This window comes from Kosakonia sacchari SP1 (assembly GCF_000300455.3).
GTDB lineage: Bacteria > Pseudomonadota > Gammaproteobacteria > Enterobacterales > Enterobacteriaceae > Kosakonia > Kosakonia sacchari.
This window is the reverse complement of sequence record NZ_CP007215.2, coordinates 3665013-3685010: the sequence shown is the minus strand read 5'-3', so window position 1 is coordinate 3685010 and position 19998 is coordinate 3665013. Positions and strand designations below refer to the sequence as shown.

At 53.9% G+C, this 19998-nt stretch carries 16 protein-coding genes and 1 other annotated feature; of the genes, 12 read left to right on the top strand and 4 right to left on the bottom strand.

Annotation, left to right across the window (positions count from 1 at the left end; translation table 11 throughout):
• Window positions 1–372: 372 nt before the first annotated feature.
• Window positions 373–3522, bottom strand: coding sequence for a multidrug efflux RND transporter permease subunit AcrB (gene acrB, locus C813_RS40450; protein ID WP_017459992.1), 3150 nt, complete (start codon window positions 3520–3522; stop codon window positions 373–375).
• 22 nt (window positions 3523–3544) lie between these two features.
• On the bottom strand, window positions 3545–4738 hold the full coding sequence (gene acrA, locus C813_RS40445; RefSeq protein WP_017459993.1) for a multidrug efflux RND transporter periplasmic adaptor subunit AcrA: 1194 nt from the start codon (window positions 4736–4738) through the stop codon (window positions 3545–3547).
• A 142-nt stretch (window positions 4739–4880) separates the two neighbouring features.
• Here acrA and acrR point away from each other — a divergent pair, with 142 nt between their 5' ends.
• Window positions 4881–5522, top strand: a complete 642-nt coding sequence (gene acrR, locus C813_RS40440; RefSeq protein ID WP_017459994.1) for a multidrug efflux transporter transcriptional repressor AcrR — start codon at window positions 4881–4883, stop codon at window positions 5520–5522.
• A gap of 126 nt (window positions 5523–5648) precedes the next feature.
• Window positions 5649–9005 carry a mechanosensitive channel MscK gene (gene mscK, locus C813_RS40435; protein WP_017459995.1) on the top strand — a complete coding sequence of 1119 codons (3357 nt, stop codon included), beginning with the start codon at window positions 5649–5651 and terminating at the stop codon, window positions 9003–9005.
• A 17-nt stretch (window positions 9006–9022) separates the two neighbouring features.
• Here the strand turns inward: mscK and rsmS are convergent, their stop codons facing one another.
• Both rsmS and priC read right to left on the bottom strand, forming a co-directional pair.
• The gene (gene rsmS, locus C813_RS40430) at window positions 9023–9178 is read right to left on the bottom strand and encodes a pleiotropic regulatory protein RsmS (protein ID WP_017459996.1); all 156 of its coding nucleotides are present in this window, start codon (window positions 9176–9178) and stop codon (window positions 9023–9025) included.
• Window positions 9179–9191: 13 nt separating this feature from the next.
• Window positions 9192–9719, bottom strand: coding sequence for a primosomal replication protein N'' (gene priC / locus C813_RS40425; protein WP_017459997.1), 528 nt, complete (start codon window positions 9717–9719; stop codon window positions 9192–9194).
• Window positions 9720–9787: 68 nt separating this feature from the next.
• On the opposite strand from priC, the gene C813_RS40420 reads away from it, so the two are divergent.
• The 10 genes from C813_RS40420 to tnpA all read left to right on the top strand — a co-directional run bounded on the left by C813_RS40420 (window position 9788) and on the right by tnpA (window position 19955).
• Window positions 9788–10165, top strand: coding sequence for a DUF454 family protein (locus C813_RS40420; protein ID WP_017459998.1), 378 nt, complete (start codon window positions 9788–9790; stop codon window positions 10163–10165).
• A gap of 153 nt (window positions 10166–10318) precedes the next feature.
• Window positions 10319–10870, top strand: a complete 552-nt coding sequence (apt, locus tag C813_RS40415; RefSeq protein WP_017459999.1) for an adenine phosphoribosyltransferase — start codon at window positions 10319–10321, stop codon at window positions 10868–10870.
• Between the two features lie 121 nt (window positions 10871–10991).
• Complete coding sequence (gene dnaX / locus C813_RS40410; protein ID WP_017460000.1) at window positions 10992–12929, top strand: DNA polymerase III subunit gamma/tau; 1938 nt, start codon at window positions 10992–10994, stop codon at window positions 12927–12929.
• Window positions 12262–12326 (top strand) — a sequence feature (DnaX frameshifting element). Its footprint overlaps the gene before it by 65 nt.
• Before the next feature lie 81 nt (window positions 12930–13010).
• Window positions 13011–13340: a YbaB/EbfC family nucleoid-associated protein gene (locus C813_RS40405; protein WP_017460001.1), complete on the top strand. Its 330-nt coding sequence runs from the start codon at window positions 13011–13013 to the stop codon at window positions 13338–13340.
• Window positions 13340–13945 carry a recombination mediator RecR gene (gene recR, locus C813_RS40400; protein WP_017460002.1) on the top strand — a complete coding sequence of 202 codons (606 nt, stop codon included), beginning with the start codon at window positions 13340–13342 and terminating at the stop codon, window positions 13943–13945. The genes C813_RS40405 and recR overlap by 1 nt, the downstream gene beginning before the upstream one ends.
• 108 nt (window positions 13946–14053) lie before the next feature.
• Entirely contained in the window at window positions 14054–15928 is a 1875-nt protein-coding gene (gene htpG, locus C813_RS40395; protein ID WP_017460003.1) for a molecular chaperone HtpG, read from the top strand.
• 296 nt (window positions 15929–16224) lie between these two features.
• Complete coding sequence (adk, locus tag C813_RS40390) at window positions 16225–16869, top strand: adenylate kinase (RefSeq protein ID WP_017460004.1); 645 nt, start codon at window positions 16225–16227, stop codon at window positions 16867–16869.
• Window positions 16870–16993: 124 nt separating this feature from the next.
• The gene (gene hemH, locus C813_RS40385; protein ID WP_017460005.1) at window positions 16994–17956 is read left to right on the top strand and encodes a ferrochelatase; all 963 of its coding nucleotides are present in this window, start codon (window positions 16994–16996) and stop codon (window positions 17954–17956) included.
• A gap of 63 nt (window positions 17957–18019) precedes the next feature.
• The gene (locus C813_RS40380) at window positions 18020–19324 is read left to right on the top strand and encodes an inosine/guanosine kinase (protein ID WP_017460006.1); all 1305 of its coding nucleotides are present in this window, start codon (window positions 18020–18022) and stop codon (window positions 19322–19324) included.
• 193 nt (window positions 19325–19517) lie between these two features.
• A complete protein-coding gene (gene tnpA / locus C813_RS40375) occupies window positions 19518–19955 on the top strand; it encodes an IS200/IS605 family transposase (RefSeq protein ID WP_025263572.1) in 438 nt (145 codons plus the stop codon).
• Window positions 19956–19998 lie beyond the last annotated feature (43 nt).

Genomic DNA, 19998 nt, shown 5'->3' with positions numbered 1-19998 from the left:
CAAATAATATGTTTTCCTGTCCAAAATGGACGAAATAGCAATCAACTCAATGAAGATAAAATGTCGCGTTTATGTGCTTTATTGTTCGCGCATCCTTACGATTCATTAAGTTAGCGCAATTGAGATTATTCCTCAAATAGGAATATTTTTATACCAGGATTTTTCTGACTTAATCTGATTGTACCAGCTAATTAAGAGTATTACCTGGCGACCAAAGTTTTATCCCAAATACACAGTAATTATATGCCTTATATTTGCAGCATAAAATAAACAAAGAGACAATAAATGCTTTTAATGGCCGTTTATGGACGGATAAGTTGATGTGAAAAAGGCCGCTATGCGCGGCCTTTTCTAATATAGAGACTGAGAAACTTAGTGGTGCTCAACCTTGTGGCCGTGTTCGATATCTTCGCTGCGGCGGCTAAAGCGGCGGCGGACCACCACAAAGAACACCGGAACGAAGAAGATAGCCAGTACGGTTGCGGTGATCATCCCACCCATTACGCCGGTACCTACAGCATTCTGTGCACCGGAACCTGCACCGGAGCTGATAACCAACGGCAGTACCCCAAGGATAAACGCCAGAGACGTCATCAGGATCGGGCGCAGACGCATACGTACTGCTTCGAGCGTCGCTTCTATCAGCCCTTTGCCCTCTTTATCCATCAGATCCTTGGCGAATTCGACGATAAGTATCGCGTTCTTCGCCGACAAGCCAATGGTTGTCAGCAGGCCTACCTGGAAGTACACGTCATTGGTCAGGCCACGGAAAGTCGCCGCCAGCAATGCACCAACAACCCCCAGTGGAACCACCAGCATGACCGAGAACGGAATCGACCAGCTCTCATAGAGTGCCGCCAGACAGAGGAAGACCACAATCAGCGAAATGGCGTACAGCGCTGGCGCCTGGTTACCGGAGAGACGTTCCTGGTAGGACATCCCCGTCCAGTCATAGCCGATGCCGGTAGGCAGCTTGCTGGCCAGTTCTTCCATCATTGCCATCGCTTCACCGGTACTTTTACCCGGAGCCGCCTGGCCAAGAAGTTCCATTGACGGCAAACCGTTGTAACGTTCCAGACGCGGTGAACCATATTCCCAGTGCGTTGTGGAGAAGGCTGAGAACGGCACCATCTGACCATCGGTCGCACGGACGTACCAGTTACCGATGTCGCTTGGCAGCATGCGGTATTTCGCCTGCGACATCACGTACACTTTCTTCACGCGACCACGGTCGATGAAGTCGTTAACGTAGCTACCACCCCATGCTGCTCCCAGCGTGGTGTTGATATCGCTAATCGATACGCCCAGTGCCTGCGCTTTTTCCTGATCGATATCGATCTTGAATTGCGGTGTATCTTCAAGCCCGTTAGGACGCACGCCGACCAGTAGATCCGGATGCTGCGCGATTTCACCAAACAGCTGGTTACGCGCTTGCGTTAACTTCTCATGGCCGAGGTTAGCCTGGTCGATTAACTGGAAGTCGAAGCCGGTAGCCGTGCCCAGTTCGACAATCGCTGGCAGGTTAAAGGCGAAGACCATCGCATCTTTAATCGACGCAAAGTGCGCGCTGGCACGGCCCGCAATCGCAGGCACCTTGTTCGCTTCACCTGGACGTTCATCCCAGTTTTTCAGCGAAACGAATGCCAGGCCGGTGTTCTGACCGCGACCGGAGAAGCCGAAACCGTTAACGGTAAAGACGGAGTTAACGTTGTCTTTCTCGTTTTCCAGATAATACTTCGTCACTTCATCCAGCACTTTCTGCGTACGTTCTTGGGTCGCACCCGCAGGCAACTGAGCCATGGTCAGAAATACGCCCTGGTCTTCATCCGGCAGGAACGAACTTGGCAGACGTACAAACAGCACCGCCATGCCCGCAACGATGATGATATAGAGCAGCAAATAACGACCGGTGCTGCGCAGAATATTGCCCACGCTGTCGGTGTAATGGTGCGTGCTCTTCTCGAACATACGGTTGAACCAGCCGAAGAAGCCTTTTTTACCTTCGCCGTGATCGCCTTTTGCGACCGGTTTCAGCATCGTGGCGCACAGCGCTGGCGTCAGGATCAACGCCACCAGTACAGAGAGCACCATCGCAGAAACGATGGTGATCGAGAACTGGCGATAAATAGCGCCGGTAGAACCACCGAAGAAGGCCATCGGGATAAATACGGCTGACAGAACCAGTGCAATACCGACCAGCGCGCCCTGAATCTGCTCCATCGAGCGGCGTGTCGCCTCTTTCGGCGGCAAGCCTTCTTCCATCATCACACGCTCGACGTTTTCCACCACCACGATGGCGTCGTCTACGAGTAGACCTATCGCCAGCACCATACCAAACATGGTGAGGGTGTTTATCGAGTAGCCAAACGCGGCGAGGATGGCGAAAGTCCCGAGCAGCACCACCGGCACCGCGATGGTTGGGATAAGCGTTGCGCGGAAGTTCTGCAGGAACAAATACATCACCAGGAACACCAGCACGATCGCTTCAACCAGCGTTTTCACCACTTCGTTAATCGAGATCTTAACGAACGGGGTGGTGTCATACGGGTAAACCACTTTCAGACCGTGCGGGAAGAACGGTTCCAGTTTGGCAATAGTCGCGCGTACTGCCTCGGCGGTATCCAGTGCGTTCGCGCCGGTTGCCAGTTTAATCCCCAGACCGGCTGCCGGTTGACCGTTGTAGCGGGCGATAACGTCGTAGCTTTCGCCGCCCAGTTCGATCTTCGCGACATCACGCAGACGAACCTGCGAGCCATCGCTGTTCACTTTCAGCAGGATTTTGCCAAACTCTTCGGTCGAGGTCAGACGGGTCTGCGCGATGATGGAGGCGTTCAACTGCTGCCCTTTCACCGGCGGTGTACCGCCTAACTGACCGGCCGCTACCTGGGCGTTCTGCGCTTTAATAGCCGTAATCACGTCAACAGGCGTCAGTTGGAAGTTATTGAGTTTGTTCGGATCCATCCAGATACGCATCGCATACTGCGCACCGAACAGCTGAACATCACCCACGCCCGCAGTACGGCTGACCGGATCTTTAATGGTCGCGCCCACATAGTCGGCGATATCTTCCTGCGTCATTGAGCCATCAGTACTGATCATACCGAGAACCATCAGGAAGCTACTGGATGATTTCTCAACGCTAACACCTTGCTGCTGTACTTCCTGCGGTAACAACGGCATCGCCAGTTGCAGTTTGTTCTGCACCTGAACCTGCGCAATATCCGCATCAGTACCGGAATCGAAAGTGATAGTGATCTGCACCGTACCAGAGGAATCACTGGCAGAGGACATATACAGCAGGTTATCGATACCGTTCATGTTCTGTTCGATAACCTGCGTTACGGTATCCTGCACCGTTTTCGCATCAGCACCTGGGTAGGAAGCCGTGATCTGAATTGCCGGTGGCGCGATCGTCGGATACTGCGCTACCGGCAACTTGAGGATCGAAAGCGCCCCCGCCAGCATGATGATAATCGCGATAACCCACGCAAATATGGGGCGATCGATAAAAAACTTAGCCATGTCTTAACGGCTCCTGTTTAAGTTAAGACTTCGGTTTTTCTGACTGGCCGCCGGCCTGGGCTTGCTCTTTATTGTCAGAAGTCACTTCCTGCGCTTTCACCTGCGCGCCTGGTTTGACTTTTTGTAAGCCCGTGATGATCACCCGATCGCCGGTTTTCAGGCCATCCGTTACGAGCCATTTGTCGCCAATGGCCTGAGTCGCAGTGATATTACGGATTTCAACTTTGTCGCCTTCGCCTACAACCATCACCGTTGCATCGCCACGCGGCGTACGGGCAACGCCTTGTTGCGGAACCAGCATCGCGTTCGGATTTACACCCTCTTCAAGCTTGGCGCGCACAAACATGCCCGGCAGCAGAGTGTGGTCAGGGTTCGGGAATACCGCACGCAGCGTGATAGAACCAGTGGTTTGGTCAACAGTCACGCCAGAGAACTCCAGCGTACCGGCTTGTGAATACTGAATGCCGTCATTGGTGACCAGCTGCACTTTCGCTTTGCCGTTTTCCTGTTTCAGAGAACCATTTGCCATCTCTTGTTTCAGGCGCAGAAAGTCGTTGCTCGACTGGGTTACATCAACATAGATCGGATCAAGCTGCTGCACGGTAGTCAGCGCAGTCGTTTGCCCACTCTGCACTAACGCACCTTCCGTTACGGTTGACGTACCGGTGCGGCCGCTAATTGGCGAGGTCACTTTGGTGTAAGCCAGATTAATGCGCGCGCTTTCAACCGCTGCTTTTGCGGCGATAACCGACGCATTAGCCTGCTGAGCATCCGCCTGGGCAGTATCGTAATCCTGTTGGCTGATGTACTTGGTGCCGATCAGTTTTTTATAACGATTCACGGTCATCTGCGCGATATTCGCAGCAGCTTGCGCTTTAGCAAGATCGCCTTTCGCGCTGTCGTAAGCCGCTTGATAAGTTGCCGGATCAATCTGATAGAGCGAGACACCTGCTTCTACGTCACTGCCTTCGGTGAAGTTGCGTTTTAAAATAATGCCGCTAACCTGCGGGCGGACTTCCGCAATGCGGTACGCACTGGTTCTGCCCGGCAGTTCTGTGGTGATTTGCAGAGGTTCAGTTTTGACTGTTATGACGCCAACTTCTGGCATCTGGCCTGCTCCCTGCTGCGCAGGTTTTTCGTCACATCCTGTAAGCGCTAAGCTGCCCGAAAGCATCAGAACGACCGCCAGAGGCGTTAACCCTCTGTTTTTGTTCATAAGTAAACCTCGAGTGTCCGATTTCAAATTGATCAATGGATCAATGGCCCAAAAACCCATTGCTGCGTTTATATTATGGTCGTGCTATGGTACAAACATTCACAAATGTATGTAAATCTGACTCCTGTAAATTCACCAACATATGGCACGAAAAACCAAACAACAGGCGCTGGAGACTCGTCAGCACATTCTTGATGTCGCCATGCGTCTGTTTTCGCAGAATGGCGTTTCTGCAACGTCGCTGGCTGAAATTGCGCAGGCGGCAGGCGTGACTCGCGGCGCGATTTACTGGCACTTCAAAAACAAGTCGGATTTGTTTAGTGAAATATGGGAGCTATCAGAGTCCAGTATTAGCGATCTTGAGACTGAGTATCGGGCAAAATTCCCCGACGATCCACTCTCTGTATTAAGAGAAATATTGGTTTATATCCTTGAAGCAACAGTTGTTGAAGAACGGCGTCGCTTAATGATGGAGATCATTTTTCACAAATGTGAGTTTGTCGGCGAAATGGCGATTGTGCAAGAAGCGCAGCGGAATTTGTGCCTGGAAAGTTATGATCGAATCGAGCTTACACTTCGCGAATGTATGCAAGCAAAATTGCTGCCGGACAATCTACTAACCCGCCGCGTTGCAGTGCTTATACGCGCCTATGTTTCGGGAATTATGGAAAACTGGCTCTTTGCTCCACAATCATTTGATCTCAAAAAAGAAGCCCGTGATTACGTTTCTGTCTTGCTGGAGATGTGCCAGCTCTGCCCGACGCTGCGCGCGCTCAATGCATAAATTGCAAGCCGCCAGGATTTCTCCTGGAGGCTTCTCACATTGCTAGGTTGTTGCATAACAGCGTGATATTCTTGCGCGTGTGGCTATTCCGGCCGCCTTCCCGAACAGAAAACGATCGCTCAAATTATGTTGCACAACTATCGCACGCGAAACACGTTCGCCGCTTTTGCCGCCGCATTGTTTCTTGTCATTATTTGCCTTGCGAGTAACGTCGCCCGGGCGCAGACAACCAACGATTTGCCTTCCCGCACCGATGTGCAAAGCCAGCTTGACGCACTGAATAAGCAAAAAGAGCACTCCGCGCAGGACAAATTGGTTATCCAGGATTTAACGGAGACGCTGGACACGCTCGATAAAATTGACCGGGTCAAGCAAGAAACCGCGCTGCTCAAACAGAAAGTTGCACAAGCGCCAGACAAGCTGCGCCAGGCAACGGATGCGCTCAACGCGCTGAATGATAAAGACAACGACGACGAGACGCGTAAAACGCTGGCCTCGCTCTCTCTGCGACAGCTGGAATCGCGCGTGTCGCAACTGCTGGAAGATCTGCAAACCGCGCAAAACGACTTATCTAATTACAACAGCCAACTGGTGTCATTACAGACCCAGCCGGAGCGTGTGCAGAATTCTATGTACTCCGCTTCGCAGCAACTGCAGCAAATTCGCAACCGTCTGAACGGCACTGCGGCGGGCGAGGGCGCACTGCGTCCTTCGCAGCAAAACCTGTTGCTGGTACAGCAGGCATTACTCAATGCGCAGATCGAACAGCTGCGCAAAAGCCTCGAAGGCAACACGGTATTGCAAGATACGCTGCAGAAGCAGCGTGATTACGTCACTGCGAACAGTAATCGCCTTGAACACCAACTCCAGTTATTGCAAGAAGCGGTAAACAGCAAGCGCCTGACGCTAACTGAGAAAACCGCGCAAGAAGCGGTCACGCCGGACGAAACGGCGCGCATCCAGGCGAACCCGCTGGTAAAACAAGAGCTGGATATTAACCATCAGCTGAGTCAGAAATTGATTGCCGCGACAGAGAGCGGTAACGCGCTGGTGCAGCAGAATATCAAGGTGAAAAACTGGCTCGATCGTGCGTTGCAGTCTGAGCGCAATATAAAAGAACAGATTTCCGTATTGAAAGGCAGCTTGCTGTTGTCGCGTATTCTCTACCAGCAACAGCAGACCTTACCGTCGGCGGATGAACTGGAAGATATGACCAACCGCATTGCGGATCTGCGTCTTGAGCAGTTCGACATCAATCAGCAGCGCGATGCCCTGTTCCAGAGCGATAACTTTGTCGCCAAGCTGGAAGAGGGGCACCAGGCCGACGTTAACGACGAAGTCCATGACGCGCTGTTGCAAGTGGTGGATATGCGCCGCGAACTGCTTGATCAACTGAACAAGCAGCTTGGCAACCAGCTGATGATGGCTATCAACTTGCAGGTGAATCAGCAGCAATTGATGAGCGTGTCGAAAAGCTTGCAGGAGATCCTGACCCAGCAAATCTTCTGGGTGAACAGCAATAAGCCGATGGACTGGGAGTGGTTCAAAGCTTTCCCGAAAGCGCTGCGCGACCAGATTAAAAGCACCAAAATCACCGTTAACTGGGAAAAAGCCTGGCCAGCGGTGGCCATTGCTTTTCTGGCCGGTTTGCCATTATTGCTGATTGCCGGGGTGATTCGCTGGCGTTTGCGCTGGCTGAAAAGCTACCAGGCGAAACTCGCCGCCCAGGTTGGGCAATTGCGCAGTGATAGCCAGTTGCATACGCCGAAAGCGATTTTTATCGATCTGGTTCGTGCCTTGCCGGTCTGTTTGCTGATCCTGGCGGTCGGCCTGATCCTGCTAACCATGCAGCTAAACATTAGCGAGCTGTTGTGGGCATTCAGTAAAAAACTGGCGCTGTTCTGGCTGGTATTTGGCCTGTGCTGGAAAGTGCTGGAAAAAGACGGCGTGGCGGTCAGTCACTTCAATATGCCTGCCCAGCTCACCAGTCACTGGCGTCGGCAGATTGTTCGCATCAGTCTGGCATTACTGCCTTTGCATTTCTGGTCGGTGGTATCAGAACTCTCCCCGCTGCATCTAATGGATGATGTGATCGGGCAGTTTGTCATTCTGATCAACCTGTTGGTGATCACCGCGCTGGTGTGGCCGATGTTCCGCGAAAGCTGGCATGATAAAGAGTCGCACAGCATACGTCTGGTGACGGTCACCGTGCTGGCGATTGTGCCGATTGCCTTAATGGTGCTGACGGCGACGGGTTATTTCTACACCACGCTGCGCCTCTCCGGGCGCTGGATTGAAACGGTTTACCTGGTCATTATCTGGAACTTGCTTTACCAGACGGTACTTCGTGGCTTAAGCGTCGCGGCACGTCGTATTGCCTACCGACGCGCGCTGGCGCGTCGGCAGAACATGGTGAAAGAGGGCGCGGAAGGGGCTGAACCGCAAGAAGAGCCGACCATTGCGCTGGAGCAGGTTAACCAACAAACCCTGCGTATCACCATGTTAGTAATGGTGGCGCTGTTTGGCGTGGTGTTCTGGGCGATTTGGTCAGATTTGATCACCGTTTTCGCTTACCTCGACAGTATCACCTTGTGGCATTACAACGGCACTGAAGCTGGCGCGGCGGTGACGAAAAGTGTGACGCTTGGCAGCTTGCTGTTTGCGGTGATTGTCTTTGTGGTGGCATGGGCGCTGATCCGCAACTTACCGGGCTTACTGGAGGTGCTGATCCTCTCGCGGCTAAATATGCGACAGGGTTCGTCCTATGCCGTCACCACTATCCTTAATTACGTCATTATTGCCGTTGGCGCGTTAACGGTGTTTGGCTCGCTTGGCGTCTCGTGGGACAAACTCCAATGGCTCGCCGCCGCGTTGTCGGTTGGCCTGGGGTTCGGCTTACAGGAAATTTTCGGTAACTTTGTTTCCGGCCTGATTATTCTGTTTGAACGCCCGGTGCGCATAGGCGATACGGTAACCATTGGCACTTTCTCCGGTACGGTCAGTAAAATCCGTATCCGTGCCACCACCATTACCGATTTTGACCGCAAAGAGGTCATCATCCCGAACAAAGCGTTCGTCACTGAACGTCTGATTAACTGGTCATTGTCCGATACCATTACCCGCGTGGTGATCCGCATTGGCGTGGCCTATGGTTCTGACCTCGACAAGGTGAAAAAAGTGTTGCTGAAAGCGGCGATGGAGCATCCAAAAGTGATGCACGATCCGGAACCGTCCGTCTTCTTCACTACTTTTGGCGCCAGCACGCTGGATCACGAGTTGCGTCTGTATGTGCGTGAACTGCGCGATCGCAGCTATACGGTGGATGAACTCAACCGCACTATCGATAAACTGTGTCGCGAGAATAATATTGATATCGCCTTCAATCAGCTGGAAGTTCATCTGCGTAATGACAAAGGGGATGAGCTGACCGAAGTGAAGCGTGAGCTAAAAGGTGACGATCCGACACCGTCAGTTGCACAGTAAAAAGCATGGCCCCTCTCTTACGGGAGAGGGGCAGCCAGTTTTTTGTTTTCAAAGTCTTTTTTTACAATCTCTAGCGCCTTCAGCACCAGCTCAGGCGCGATATCATGCTGCTCCAGCAACATAATCAAATCCACCGCCAGCTTGACCTCATCCGGGGCATTTTCCAGTGACATTCTCTCTCCTTGGTTAACGGGTTAAGCGCGTCAGGACGCCTTCGATCTTCTCCAGCGCATGGCGGCAACGGGCGAGCCTGCCGGCAAACACTTCAACTTCCTTCTGCAACTGTTGCTGTTCAACAAGCGTAGTGACCGAACGCAAACGCTGTTCGCGTTCTTGTTTCATCGTCAGCAGTCGACGCTCATACTCCTGATGTTTCAGGCGTCTGCGCTGCCAGCGTGCGATGCCCGGCGAGGCGTGATCCCACTCGCGTAACGACCAGACGGCACTTTCACGCGTCAACGCCGCGATTTGCGCGGTCAAATGTTCCGCCAGCCAGACCACTTGTTCCACCCGCCCATGCTCAACCGCGTGGCGTAACGCCGCCATATTCGCTGTACTTTCATCAAGATAAGATTGCATCCGCGTACTGCGGGTTTGAAAAAGATGCCTGTCAAAACGGGCGCTAACCGTGGCGTGTTGCGCCAGCGGTGCGATCTGCTGGCATAGCGTCGCGAGTTGTTGTTCCAGCCTCTGTAAAAGCACGGTGCTTTTCACGCGTCTTCCCCCTGTAAATCACCCTGACTGTGCTACATTAGCCGCTCATCCTGATAACGATTCGCATTATGCAACGCACTATTTTAATCATCATAGGCTGGTTGGCGGTAGCCCTTGGTACGCTCGGCGTGGTGTTGCCGCTGCTCCCGACCACCCCTTTTATATTGCTGGCGGCATGGTGCTTCGCCCGCTCTTCGCCGCGTTTTCATCAGTGGTTGCTCTACCGTTCCTGGTTTGGCGGCTATCTGCGCCACTGGCAGCAGTACCGCGCGATGCCACCGGGCGCGAAGCCGCGCGCGATTGCGGTCATCCTGGTTACGTTCGCCATTTCATTATATTTCGTGAACATGCTATGGGTTCGAATTCTGTTACTGGTCATTCTGGCCTGTCTGCTTTTCTTTATGTGGCGCATCCCGGTGATTGACGCAAAGCAACAAAAACCATAAAGCGCAGCGAAGGCAGTTGCAATTGTGGCGGACTGCCAGTAAATTCGAGCGTTTTCGAGCACGGGTGCGGCTGATTAAATGTTAATCAGTGGTTACATCAAACCTTCAACGCGCGTACCGTGAGTAATACCGTTTCTATCAGGCAAAAAATCCATGACAGCGACTGCGCAGCAGCTTGAATTTCTTAAAAACAGCATCAAAAGCATTCAGGATTACCCGAAACCGGGCATCCTGTTCCGTGATGTCACCAGTTTGCTGGAAGACCCGAAAGCGTACGCTCTCAGCATTGAACTGCTGGTTGAGCGTTATAAAAACGCCGGGATCACCAAAGTTGTCGGTACCGAAGCGCGCGGCTTCCTGTTTGGCGCGCCGGTCGCACTGGGTCTGGGCGTCGGTTTTGTACCGGTGCGTAAACCGCGTAAACTGCCGCGCGAAACCATCGCCGAAAGCTATGAGCTGGAGTACGGCACCGATCAGTTAGAGATCCACGTTGATGCGATCCAGCCCGGCGATAAAGTGCTGGTGGTGGACGATCTGCTGGCAACTGGCGGCACCATTGAGGCGACGGTAAAACTGATTCGCCGTCTGGGTGGAGAAGTGACCGACGCCGCATTCATCATTAATTTGTTCGACCTCGGCGGCGAGCAGCGCCTGCAAAAACAGGGCATTACCAGCTACAGCCTGGTGCCGTTCCCGGGCCATTAATCGCGCTGTTTACACCAATTACCTCCATTCCTCACGCCTGAGGGATGGAGTGTATTCACAGCATGGCTGTGTTAGCATTATCCCTTCGTAAATCCACCTTCCAGCGTTTCAGAGCCTGCCAATGAGTTATCAGGTCTTAGCCCGAAAATGGCGACCACAAACTTTTGCTGACGTCGTCGGCCAGGAGCATGTGCTGACCGCACTGGCGAACGGCTTATCTTCAGGACGCATCCATCATGCGTATCTGTTTTCTGGCACCCGTGGCGTCGGAAAAACCTCTATTGCCCGCTTGTTGGCGAAGGGGCTTAACTGCGAAACCGGCATCACCGCCACGCCGTGCGGCGTCTGTGATAACTGCCGCGAAATCGAGCAGGGCCGCTTTGTTGATTTAATAGAGATTGACGCCGCCTCGCGCACCAAAGTGGAAGACACGCGCGATCTGCTGGACAACGTACAGTACGCACCGGCGCGCGGACGTTTCAAAGTTTATCTTATTGATGAAGTGCATATGCTCTCGCGTCACAGCTTTAACGCGCTGTTAAAGACGCTGGAAGAGCCGCCCGAGCATGTCAAATTCCTGCTGGCGACCACCGACCCGCAAAAACTGCCGGTGACCATCCTCTCCCGTTGCTTGCAGTTTCATCTTAAAGCGCTGGATGTCGACCAGATCCGTAATCAGCTCGAACATATTCTCGATGACGAGAAGATTGAGCACGAGCCCCGCGCGCTGCAACTGCTGGCGCGCGCCGCTGACGGCAGCCTGCGTGATGCGTTGAGTCTGACCGACCAGGCGATAGCCAGCGGCAATGGTCAGCTTTCTGCCGAAGTGGTCAGTTCAATGCTCGGCACGCTGAATGACGATCAGGCGCTTTCGCTGGTTGAAGCGGTCGTCGCCGCCAATGGCGAACGCGCAATGTCGCTGGTGAACGATGCGGCCTCGCGCGGCGTTGAGTGGGATGCGTTGCTACTGGAAATGCAAACGTTATTGCACCGTATCGCGATGGTTCAGCTTACGCCTGCGGCGCTTGGCAGCGATATGGCACCGGTTGAACACCGTCTGCGCGAACTGGCTCGCACGGTGCCGCCAGCCGATGTGCAGCTCTATTACCAAACGCTGCTGATTGGCCGCAAAGAACTGCCGTTTGCGCCGGACAGGCGTATGGGCGTCGAGATGACGCTGCTGCGCGCGCTGGCTTTCCACCCGCGTATGCCGCTGGCCGCGCCGGAAGCTCCACAACAATCTTTTGCTCCCGTGGCACCCACGGCGGTGGTCTCGCCGCAGCAGGTTGTTGCCGCACCGCAAATGCCTTCGCAGATGCCGCCGCCGCAAGATGCGCCGATGCCCGACGCAACCAGCCAGGTGCTGGCAGCGCGCAGACAACTGCAACGTGCCCAGGGAGCAGACAAAGCAAAAAAGAGTGAACCGGCAGCCGCAACCCGCGCGCGGCCGGTGAGTAACGCCGCGCTGGAACGACTGGCTTCGGTGACCGAGCGTGTACAATCGCGTCCGGCTCCGTCGGCGCTCGAACAGGCTCCGGCCAAAAAAGAAGCCTACCGCTGGAAAGCGACAACAGTCGTGGAAACGGTAAAAGAAGTTGTTGCCACACCAAAAGCGTTGAAAAAAGCGCTTGAGCATGAAAAAACGCCAGAGCTGGCGAAAAAACTGGCGGAAGAAGCGATAGAACGCGACGCCTGGGCGAAAGAAGTCAGCCAGCTTAAATTGCCGAAACTGGTCGAGCAGGTTGCGCTGAACGCCTGGAAAGAGCAGGACGGCGAACGAATATGCCTGCATTTGCGTAGCTCCCAGCGCCATCTAAACTCGCAGGGCGCGTTGAAAACGCTGGGCGAGGCGCTGAGTGAATTACACAGCGCGGCGGTTGAACTGACTATCATTGAAGATGATAATCCGGCAGTGCGTACGCCGCTGGAGTGGCGCCAGGCAATCTATGAGGAAAAACTTGCGCAGGCGCGCGAGTCGATCATTGCGGATAACAACATCCAGACGCTGCAACGCTTTTTCGATGCGGATCTGGACGAAGAGAGTATCCGCCCCCTTTGACGGGCAGCTGCGGCTACCCGTTTTCAACCCTGAATGTGACTTATCACTCTGGTCAGTCACCACAGCTAAAGAGAGAAGCCTATGTTTGGAAAAGGCGGTCTGGGTAACCTGATGAAGCAGGCCCAGCAGATGCAAGAAAAAATGCAGAAAGTGCAGGAAGAGATCGCGCAGCTGGAAGTGACCGGCGAATCGGGCGCGGGTCTGGTGAAAGTGACCATCAACGGCGCACATAACTGCCGCCGCGTGGAGATCGATCCGAGCCTGCTGGAAGACGACAAAGAGATGCTGGAAGATCTGGTTGCCGCTGCTTTTAACGATGCTGCTCGCCGCATTGACGAAACGCAGAAAGAGAAAATGGCTTCCGTCTCTTCCGGTATGTCTCTGCCGCCAGGCTTTAAGATGCCGTTCTGATGCAGACCAGCCCGCTGTTAACGCAGCTTATGGAAGCACTGCGCTGCCTGCCGGGCGTTGGCCCGAAGTCGGCGCAGCGTATGGCGTTTACGCTGTTGCAGCGCGATCGCAGCGGCGGCATGCGGCTGGCACAGGCGCTCACTCGGGCGATGTCGGAAATCGGCCACTGCGCCGATTGCCGCACGTTCACAGAGCAGGAAGTCTGCAATATTTGCAGCAACCCGCGACGCCAGGAAAACGGTCAAATCTGTGTGGTGGAAAGCCCGGCAGATATCTACGCCATTGAGCAGACCGGGCAGTTTTCCGGTCGTTACTTTGTGCTGATGGGGCATCTGTCACCGCTCGACGGCATCGGCCCGGACGACATTGGCCTTGACCGGCTGGAACAGCGTCTGGCGTCCGAGAAAATCCAGGAACTGATCCTCGCCACCAATCCGACGGTGGAAGGCGAAGCGACCGCTAACTATATTGCTGAGCTTTGCGCGCAGTATGGTGTGGAAGCCAGCCGTATCGCCCACGGCGTGCCGGTGGGCGGCGAACTGGAAATGGTTGACGGGACGACGCTGTCGCACTCGCTGGCTGGCCGCCACAAGATTCGTTTTTAACCAAACGGAGGCAGAAATTTTTGCCTCCGCTTGAAATTTCCCGCCAATATCCCCACTTCTCCCTCAACGCATTTTTACCTTGTAAATGGCATTGTTGAGGTTTTCCCAATGAAAGGACAAGAAACTCGCGGTTTTCAGTCTGAAGTGAAACAGCTTCTGCACTTGATGATCCATTCTCTTTATTCGAACAAAGAAATCTTCCTGCGTGAGCTTATCTCCAACGCCTCGGATGCGGCGGACAAACTGCGTTTTCGCGCGCTGTCCAAACCGGAACTGTACGAAGGCGATGGCGATTTGCACGTGCGCGTCTCCTTTGATAAAGAGAACCGTACGCTGACCATTGCCGATAACGGCATTGGTATGACGCGTGATGAAGTGATCGACCACCTGGGGACGATTGCAAAATCGGGCACCAAGGCGTTTCTGGAATCAATGGGTTCCGATCAGGCAAAAGACAGCCAACTGATTGGCCAGTTCGGCGTCGGTTTCTATTCGGCATTTATCGTTGCCGATAAAGTGACCGTGCGCACCCGCGCGGCGGGTGAAAGCGCTGAAAACGGCGTGTTCTGGGAATCCGAAGGCGCGGGTGAATACACCGTTGCCGATATCACCAAAGCCGATCGCGGCACCGAAATCACGCTGCACTTGCGTGAAGGGGAAGACGATTTCCTCAACGACTGGCGCGTTCGCTCAATCATCAGCAAGTATTCCGACCATATCGCCCTGCCGGTAGAGATCGAAAAACAGGAAGAGAAAGACGGCGAAACCGTGGTTTCCTGGGAGAAAATCAACAAAGCGCAGGCGCTGTGGACGCGTAACAAAGCAGAAATCAAAGACGACGAATACAACGAGTTCTACAAACATATCTCCCACGACTTTACCGATCCGCTGATCTGGAGCCACAACCGTGTGGAAGGTAAACAGGAGTACACCAGCCTGCTTTACATTCCGTCGCAGGCCCCGTGGGATATGTGGAACCGCGATCATAAACACGGCCTGAAACTCTACGTTCAACGCGTGTTTATCATGGATGAAGCCGAACAGTTCATGCCGAACTATCTGCGCTTTGTGCGCGGCCTGGTGGATTCTAACGACCTGCCGCTCAACGTTTCGCGTGAAATCCTGCAGGACAGCAGCGTCACGCGCAGCCTGCGTACCGCGCTGACCAAACGCGTGCTGCAAATGCTGGAAAAACTGGCGAAAGATGACGCGGAAAAATACCAGACCTTCTGGCAACAGTTTGGCCTGGTGCTGAAAGAGGGCGCGGGCGAAGATCACGCGAACCTGGAAACCATCGCCAAATTGCTGCGCTTTGCCTCCACGCACAACGACTCTTCCGCACAAACTGTGTCGCTGGAAGAGTATGTGTCGCGCATGAAAGAAGGGCAGGAAAAAATCTATTTCATCACTGCCGACAGCTACGCCGCGGCGAAGAGCAGCCCGCATCTGGAGCTGCTGCGTAAGAAAGGCATTGAAGTGCTGCTGCTTTCCGATCGCATCGACGAGTGGATGATGAGCTACCTGACCGAGTTCGACGGCAAGCCGTTCCAGTCAGTTGCCAAAGCCGACGCTTCGCTGGATAAACTGGCAGACGAAGTGGATGAAAGCACAAAAGAAGCTGAAAAAGCGCTGGAGCCGTTCGTTGAGCGCGTTAAAACACTGCTCGGTGAGCGCGTGAAAGAAGTCCGTCTGACCCATCGTCTGACCGATACGCCAGCCGTTGTCGTGACCGATGCTGACGAAATGAGCACCCAGATGGCGAAACTGTTTGCTGCTGCGGGTCAGAATGCGCCAGAAGTGAAATACATTTTCGAGCTCAACCCGGATCACGCCCTGGTGAAACGCGCGGCTGATACACAAGACGAAACCCAGTTTAACGAATGGGTCGAGTTACTGCTGGATCAGGCGCTGTTCGCCGAACGCGGTACGCTGGAAGATCCAAACCAGTTTATTCGCCGGATGAACCAGTTGCTGGTGTCATAAGCAGACATCATCGATCAATTAGGGAGGCCTCAGGCCTCCCTTTTTTGTCCATAGAAAACCCCAGCTAGGCTGAGGGGCTGGAAAGTTTTCAGCTTTAAGCCAGTTTTTATCTCTGTATCCCCGCATTCCCGGCTTGGCAATGTTACCGGGCACTTTCCTCTCTGACTCTCACACACCTTAAGAAAACGTATCATTAACCGTTTCAGCCGATCCCGCTTCCTTGAGCGCCGGTCGTTCTGGTGTTATCTTTTAGCGCTTTTTGAAAAATTGAACCAACATTTGAGGGGATTTTCGCAATGCGTATTATTCTGCTTGGCGCTCCGGGCGCGGGTAAAGGAACTCAGGCTCAGTTCATCATGGAGAAATACGGTATTCCGCAAATCTCTACCGGTGACATGCTGCGCGCCGCTGTTAAATCTGGCAGCGAACTGGGCAAACAGGCAAAAGACATCATGGACGCGGGCAAGCTGGTCACTGACGAGCTGGTAATTGCGCTGGTGAAAGAGCGTATTGCCCAGGAAGATTGCCGCAACGGTTTCCTGCTGGACGGTTTTCCGCGCACTATTCCGCAAGCGGACGCGATGAAAGAAGCCGGTATCAAGGTTGATTTCGTACTTGAGTTCGACGTGCCGGATGAGCTGATCGTCGATCGCATTATCGGCCGCCGCGTTCACACTGCTTCCGGTCGCGTTTACCACATCAAATTCAATCCGCCGAAAGTGGAAGGCAAAGACGACGTGACCGGCGAAGAGCTGACCACGCGTAAAGACGATCAGGAAGAGACCGTGCGTAAACGCCTGGTGGAATACCATCAGATGACCGCGCCGCTGATCGGCTACTACCAGAAAGAAGCGCAGGTGGGTAACACCCAATACGCGAAAGTTGACGGCACCAAAGCCGTTGCTGATGTACGCGCAGAGCTGGAAAACATCCTCGGCTAATCGCGCCCGCTCACCCGGACTCTCCGGGTGAGAATTTTTCTCATCTTACCTATCGCAGCAATGGGTTTCGTTTAACCGCTTTTACGCTACAATTACTAACCATTCAAAAGGTTAAGAGGCGTGAATGAGTCAGGCGAAAACCGGCATCCTGCTTGCCAATCTGGGCACTCCCGATGCCCCGACCCCCGAAGCGGTGAAACGCTATCTGCGGCAATTCTTGAGTGACAGACGCGTGGTCGATACGCCGCGTTTATTGTGGTGGCCGCTACTTCGCGGTGTGATCCTGCCCATTCGTTCTCCCCGCGTCGCCAAACTCTATCAATCTGTGTGGATGGAAGAGGGCTCGCCGTTAATGGTTTACAGCCGCAGGCAGCAGCGAGCGCTGGCGGCGCGTTTGCCGGACGTGCCGGTGGTGCTTGGCATGAGTTACGGCTCGCCGTCGCTGGAAAGCGCGGTCGATGAACTGCTGGCACAAGAGGTCGAGCATATTGTGGTGCTGTCGCTCTACCCGCAATACTCCTGTTCCACCGTTGCGGCAGTGTGGGACGAGCTGGCGCGCATCCTGGCGAAAAAACGCCATATTCCGGGCGTCTCTTTTATTCGCGACTACGCCGACAACGCGGATTACATCGCAGCGCTCGCCAACAGCGTGCGTGCCTCGTTTGCGCAGCATGGCGAGCCGGATTTGCTGCTGCTTTCTTACCACGGCATTCCGCAGCGTTATGCTGCAGAAGGGGATGATTACCCGCAGCGCTGCCGCGATACGACGCGCGAGCTGGTGTCCGCGCTCGACTTACCGCCGGAAAAAGTGATGATGACGTTCCAGTCACGCTTTGGCCGCGAGCCGTGGTTGACGCCATACACCGATGAAACGCTGAAGATGCTCGGCGAGAAAGGTGTGAAGCATATTCAGGTGATGTCACCGGGCTTTGCAGCCGACTGCCTGGAAACGCTGGAAGAGATAGCCGTGCAAAACCGCGAATTCTTCCTTGAGGCCGGTGGCGAAAAATATGAGTACATTCCGGCGCTTAATGATTCTCCTGAACATATCGAGATGATGGTCAATCTGACCGCTAAATATCGCTGATCGCAGGGCGGGCTGAGAGTGTGTTAACATTCCCAGCCCGAATGTATAGCGCTTATTACAATCATGAAATTTCCCGGTAAACGTAAATCCAAACACTATTTCCCCGTTAATGCCCGCGACCCGCTGTTACAGCAAATTCAGCCCGAGAGCGAATCTGGTACATGTTGGGTGGTCGGTATCGACCAGACGCTGGTGGATATCGAGGCGAAAGTGGACGATGCGTTTATTACCCGTTACGGCCTCAGTGCGGGTCATTCGCTGGTGATCGCCGATGATGTCGCGGAAGCGCTCTACCAGGAACTGGTCAGTAACGACCTGATCACACACCAGTTTGCGGGTGGCACCATTGGCAACACTATGCATAACTACTCGGTGCTGGCGGATGACCGCTCGGTGCTGCTTGGCGTCATGTGCGACAACGTGAAAATCGGTAGCTATGCCTACCGCTATCTGTGTAATACCTCCAGCCGCACCGATCTCAACTACCTGCAAGGGGTGGATGGCGCGATTGGCCGCTGTTTCACGCTGATTAGCGACAGCGGCGAGCGCACCTTTGCTATCAGCCCTGGCCATATGAACCAGTTGCGCCCGGAGAGCATCCCGGAAGCGGTGATCGCCGGGGCGTCCGCGCTGGTGCTCTCCTCTTATCTGGTACGCTGTAATCCCGGCGAACCGATGCCGGAAGCCACCATGCAGGCGGTGACCTACGCCAAAAAACACAACGTGCCGGTGGTGCTGACGCTGGGCACCAAATATGTGATTGCCGATAACCCGCAGTGGTGGCGCGATTTCCTCAAAGAGAACGTCTCGATTCTGGCGATGAATGAAGAGGAAGGCTACGCGCTGACCGGCGAAAGCGATCCGCTGCTGGCGGCCGATAAAGCGCTGGATTGGGTTGATCTCGTACTGTGTACCGCAGGCCCAATTGGTTTGTATATGGCCGGTTTCACCGAAGAGGAAGCGAAGCGCAAAACGCAGCATCCGTTGCTGCCGGGGGCGATTGCCGAATTCAACCAGTACGAGTTCAGTCGTGCGCTGCGCCACAAAGATTGTGAACATCCGCTGCGTATTTACTCGCATATTGCGCCGTACATGGGCGGGCCGGAAAAAATTATGAATACCAACGGCGCGGGTGATGGCGCGCTGGCGGCGTTGCTGCATGACATCACCGCCAACAACTATCACCGCACCAACGTGCCGAACTCCAGCAAGCATAAATTCAACTGGCTGACGTACTCTTCGCTGGCGCAGGTGTGCAAATATGCCAACCGTGTCAGTTACCAGGTGCTGAACCAGCACTCGCCGCGTTTAACGCGCGGTCTGCCGGAACGCGAAGACAGCCTCGAAGAGGCGTACTGGGAACGTTAAGATGATTGCCCGACGAAGCCGGGCAGACAAGAAGATGAAACAAGGCCGGAGCCGCGTAAGCACTCCGGCCTTATTTATCCTTGCATGAACACCACCTCCTATGGAGGTGGTCAGCAACAAGTTGGCTCTGCCAATAATGCTACTCATGGGAAAATCCGAATCCGTTATCCCCATAACTGATAAGGATTTAACCATGAGTAGATTCCAGAGAGCATCTCATGTGCTCTGGTGTTGTCAATATCATATCGTTTGGACACCCAAGTACCGATTTCGCATCCTGAGGAACAATGTTGGCAAAGAGGTCTATAAACAGATAAGGATCTCAAGTGAACAGCTCGGGATAGAAGTGGTGGAGCTGAATGTCCAGATAGATCATGTTCATTTGCTGGTAAAAGTGCCACCACGGCTTTCAATTTCCCATGTAATAGGTCACTTAAAGGGTAAAACAGCCCTTCGATTGTTCAGTAAATTTCCTTATCTACGGAAGAATAAGTTGTGGGGCAATCACTTCTGGGCACGGGGTTACTGCGTGGATACCGTAGGTATAAACGAAGAAATGATAAGAAAGTACGTGAAGTACCAGGAAAAGCATGAAGTTGAAGAGAGCCAACTTCCACTAAAAGAGGTGTGAAGGGAAGGCTCTCAGAGTCTGGACTTAGTACGCCCCTATGGGG

Coding starts and splice junctions, on each gene's coding strand:
- C813_RS40405 (WP_017460001.1), top strand. CDS start 13,011: ATGTTTGGAAAAGGCGGTCTGGGTAACCTGATGAAGCAGGCCCAGCAG.
- apt (WP_017459999.1), top strand. CDS start 10,319: ATGACAGCGACTGCGCAGCAGCTTGAATTTCTTAAAAACAGCATCAAA.
- hemH (WP_017460005.1), top strand. CDS start 16,994: ATGAGTCAGGCGAAAACCGGCATCCTGCTTGCCAATCTGGGCACTCCC.
- recR (WP_017460002.1), top strand. CDS start 13,340: ATGCAGACCAGCCCGCTGTTAACGCAGCTTATGGAAGCACTGCGCTGC.
- mscK (WP_017459995.1), top strand. CDS start 5,649: ATGTTGCACAACTATCGCACGCGAAACACGTTCGCCGCTTTTGCCGCC.
- C813_RS40380 (WP_017460006.1), top strand. CDS start 18,020: ATGAAATTTCCCGGTAAACGTAAATCCAAACACTATTTCCCCGTTAAT.
- rsmS (WP_017459996.1), bottom strand. CDS start 9,178: ATGTCACTGGAAAATGCCCCGGATGAGGTCAAGCTGGCGGTGGATTTG.
- htpG (WP_017460003.1), top strand. CDS start 14,054: ATGAAAGGACAAGAAACTCGCGGTTTTCAGTCTGAAGTGAAACAGCTT.
- acrB (WP_017459992.1), bottom strand. CDS start 3,522: ATGGCTAAGTTTTTTATCGATCGCCCCATATTTGCGTGGGTTATCGCG.
- adk (WP_017460004.1), top strand. CDS start 16,225: ATGCGTATTATTCTGCTTGGCGCTCCGGGCGCGGGTAAAGGAACTCAG.
- dnaX (WP_017460000.1), top strand. CDS start 10,992: ATGAGTTATCAGGTCTTAGCCCGAAAATGGCGACCACAAACTTTTGCT.
- tnpA (WP_025263572.1), top strand. CDS start 19,518: ATGAGTAGATTCCAGAGAGCATCTCATGTGCTCTGGTGTTGTCAATAT.
- acrA (WP_017459993.1), bottom strand. CDS start 4,738: ATGAACAAAAACAGAGGGTTAACGCCTCTGGCGGTCGTTCTGATGCTT.
- C813_RS40420 (WP_017459998.1), top strand. CDS start 9,788: ATGCAACGCACTATTTTAATCATCATAGGCTGGTTGGCGGTAGCCCTT.
- acrR (WP_017459994.1), top strand. CDS start 4,881: ATGGCACGAAAAACCAAACAACAGGCGCTGGAGACTCGTCAGCACATT.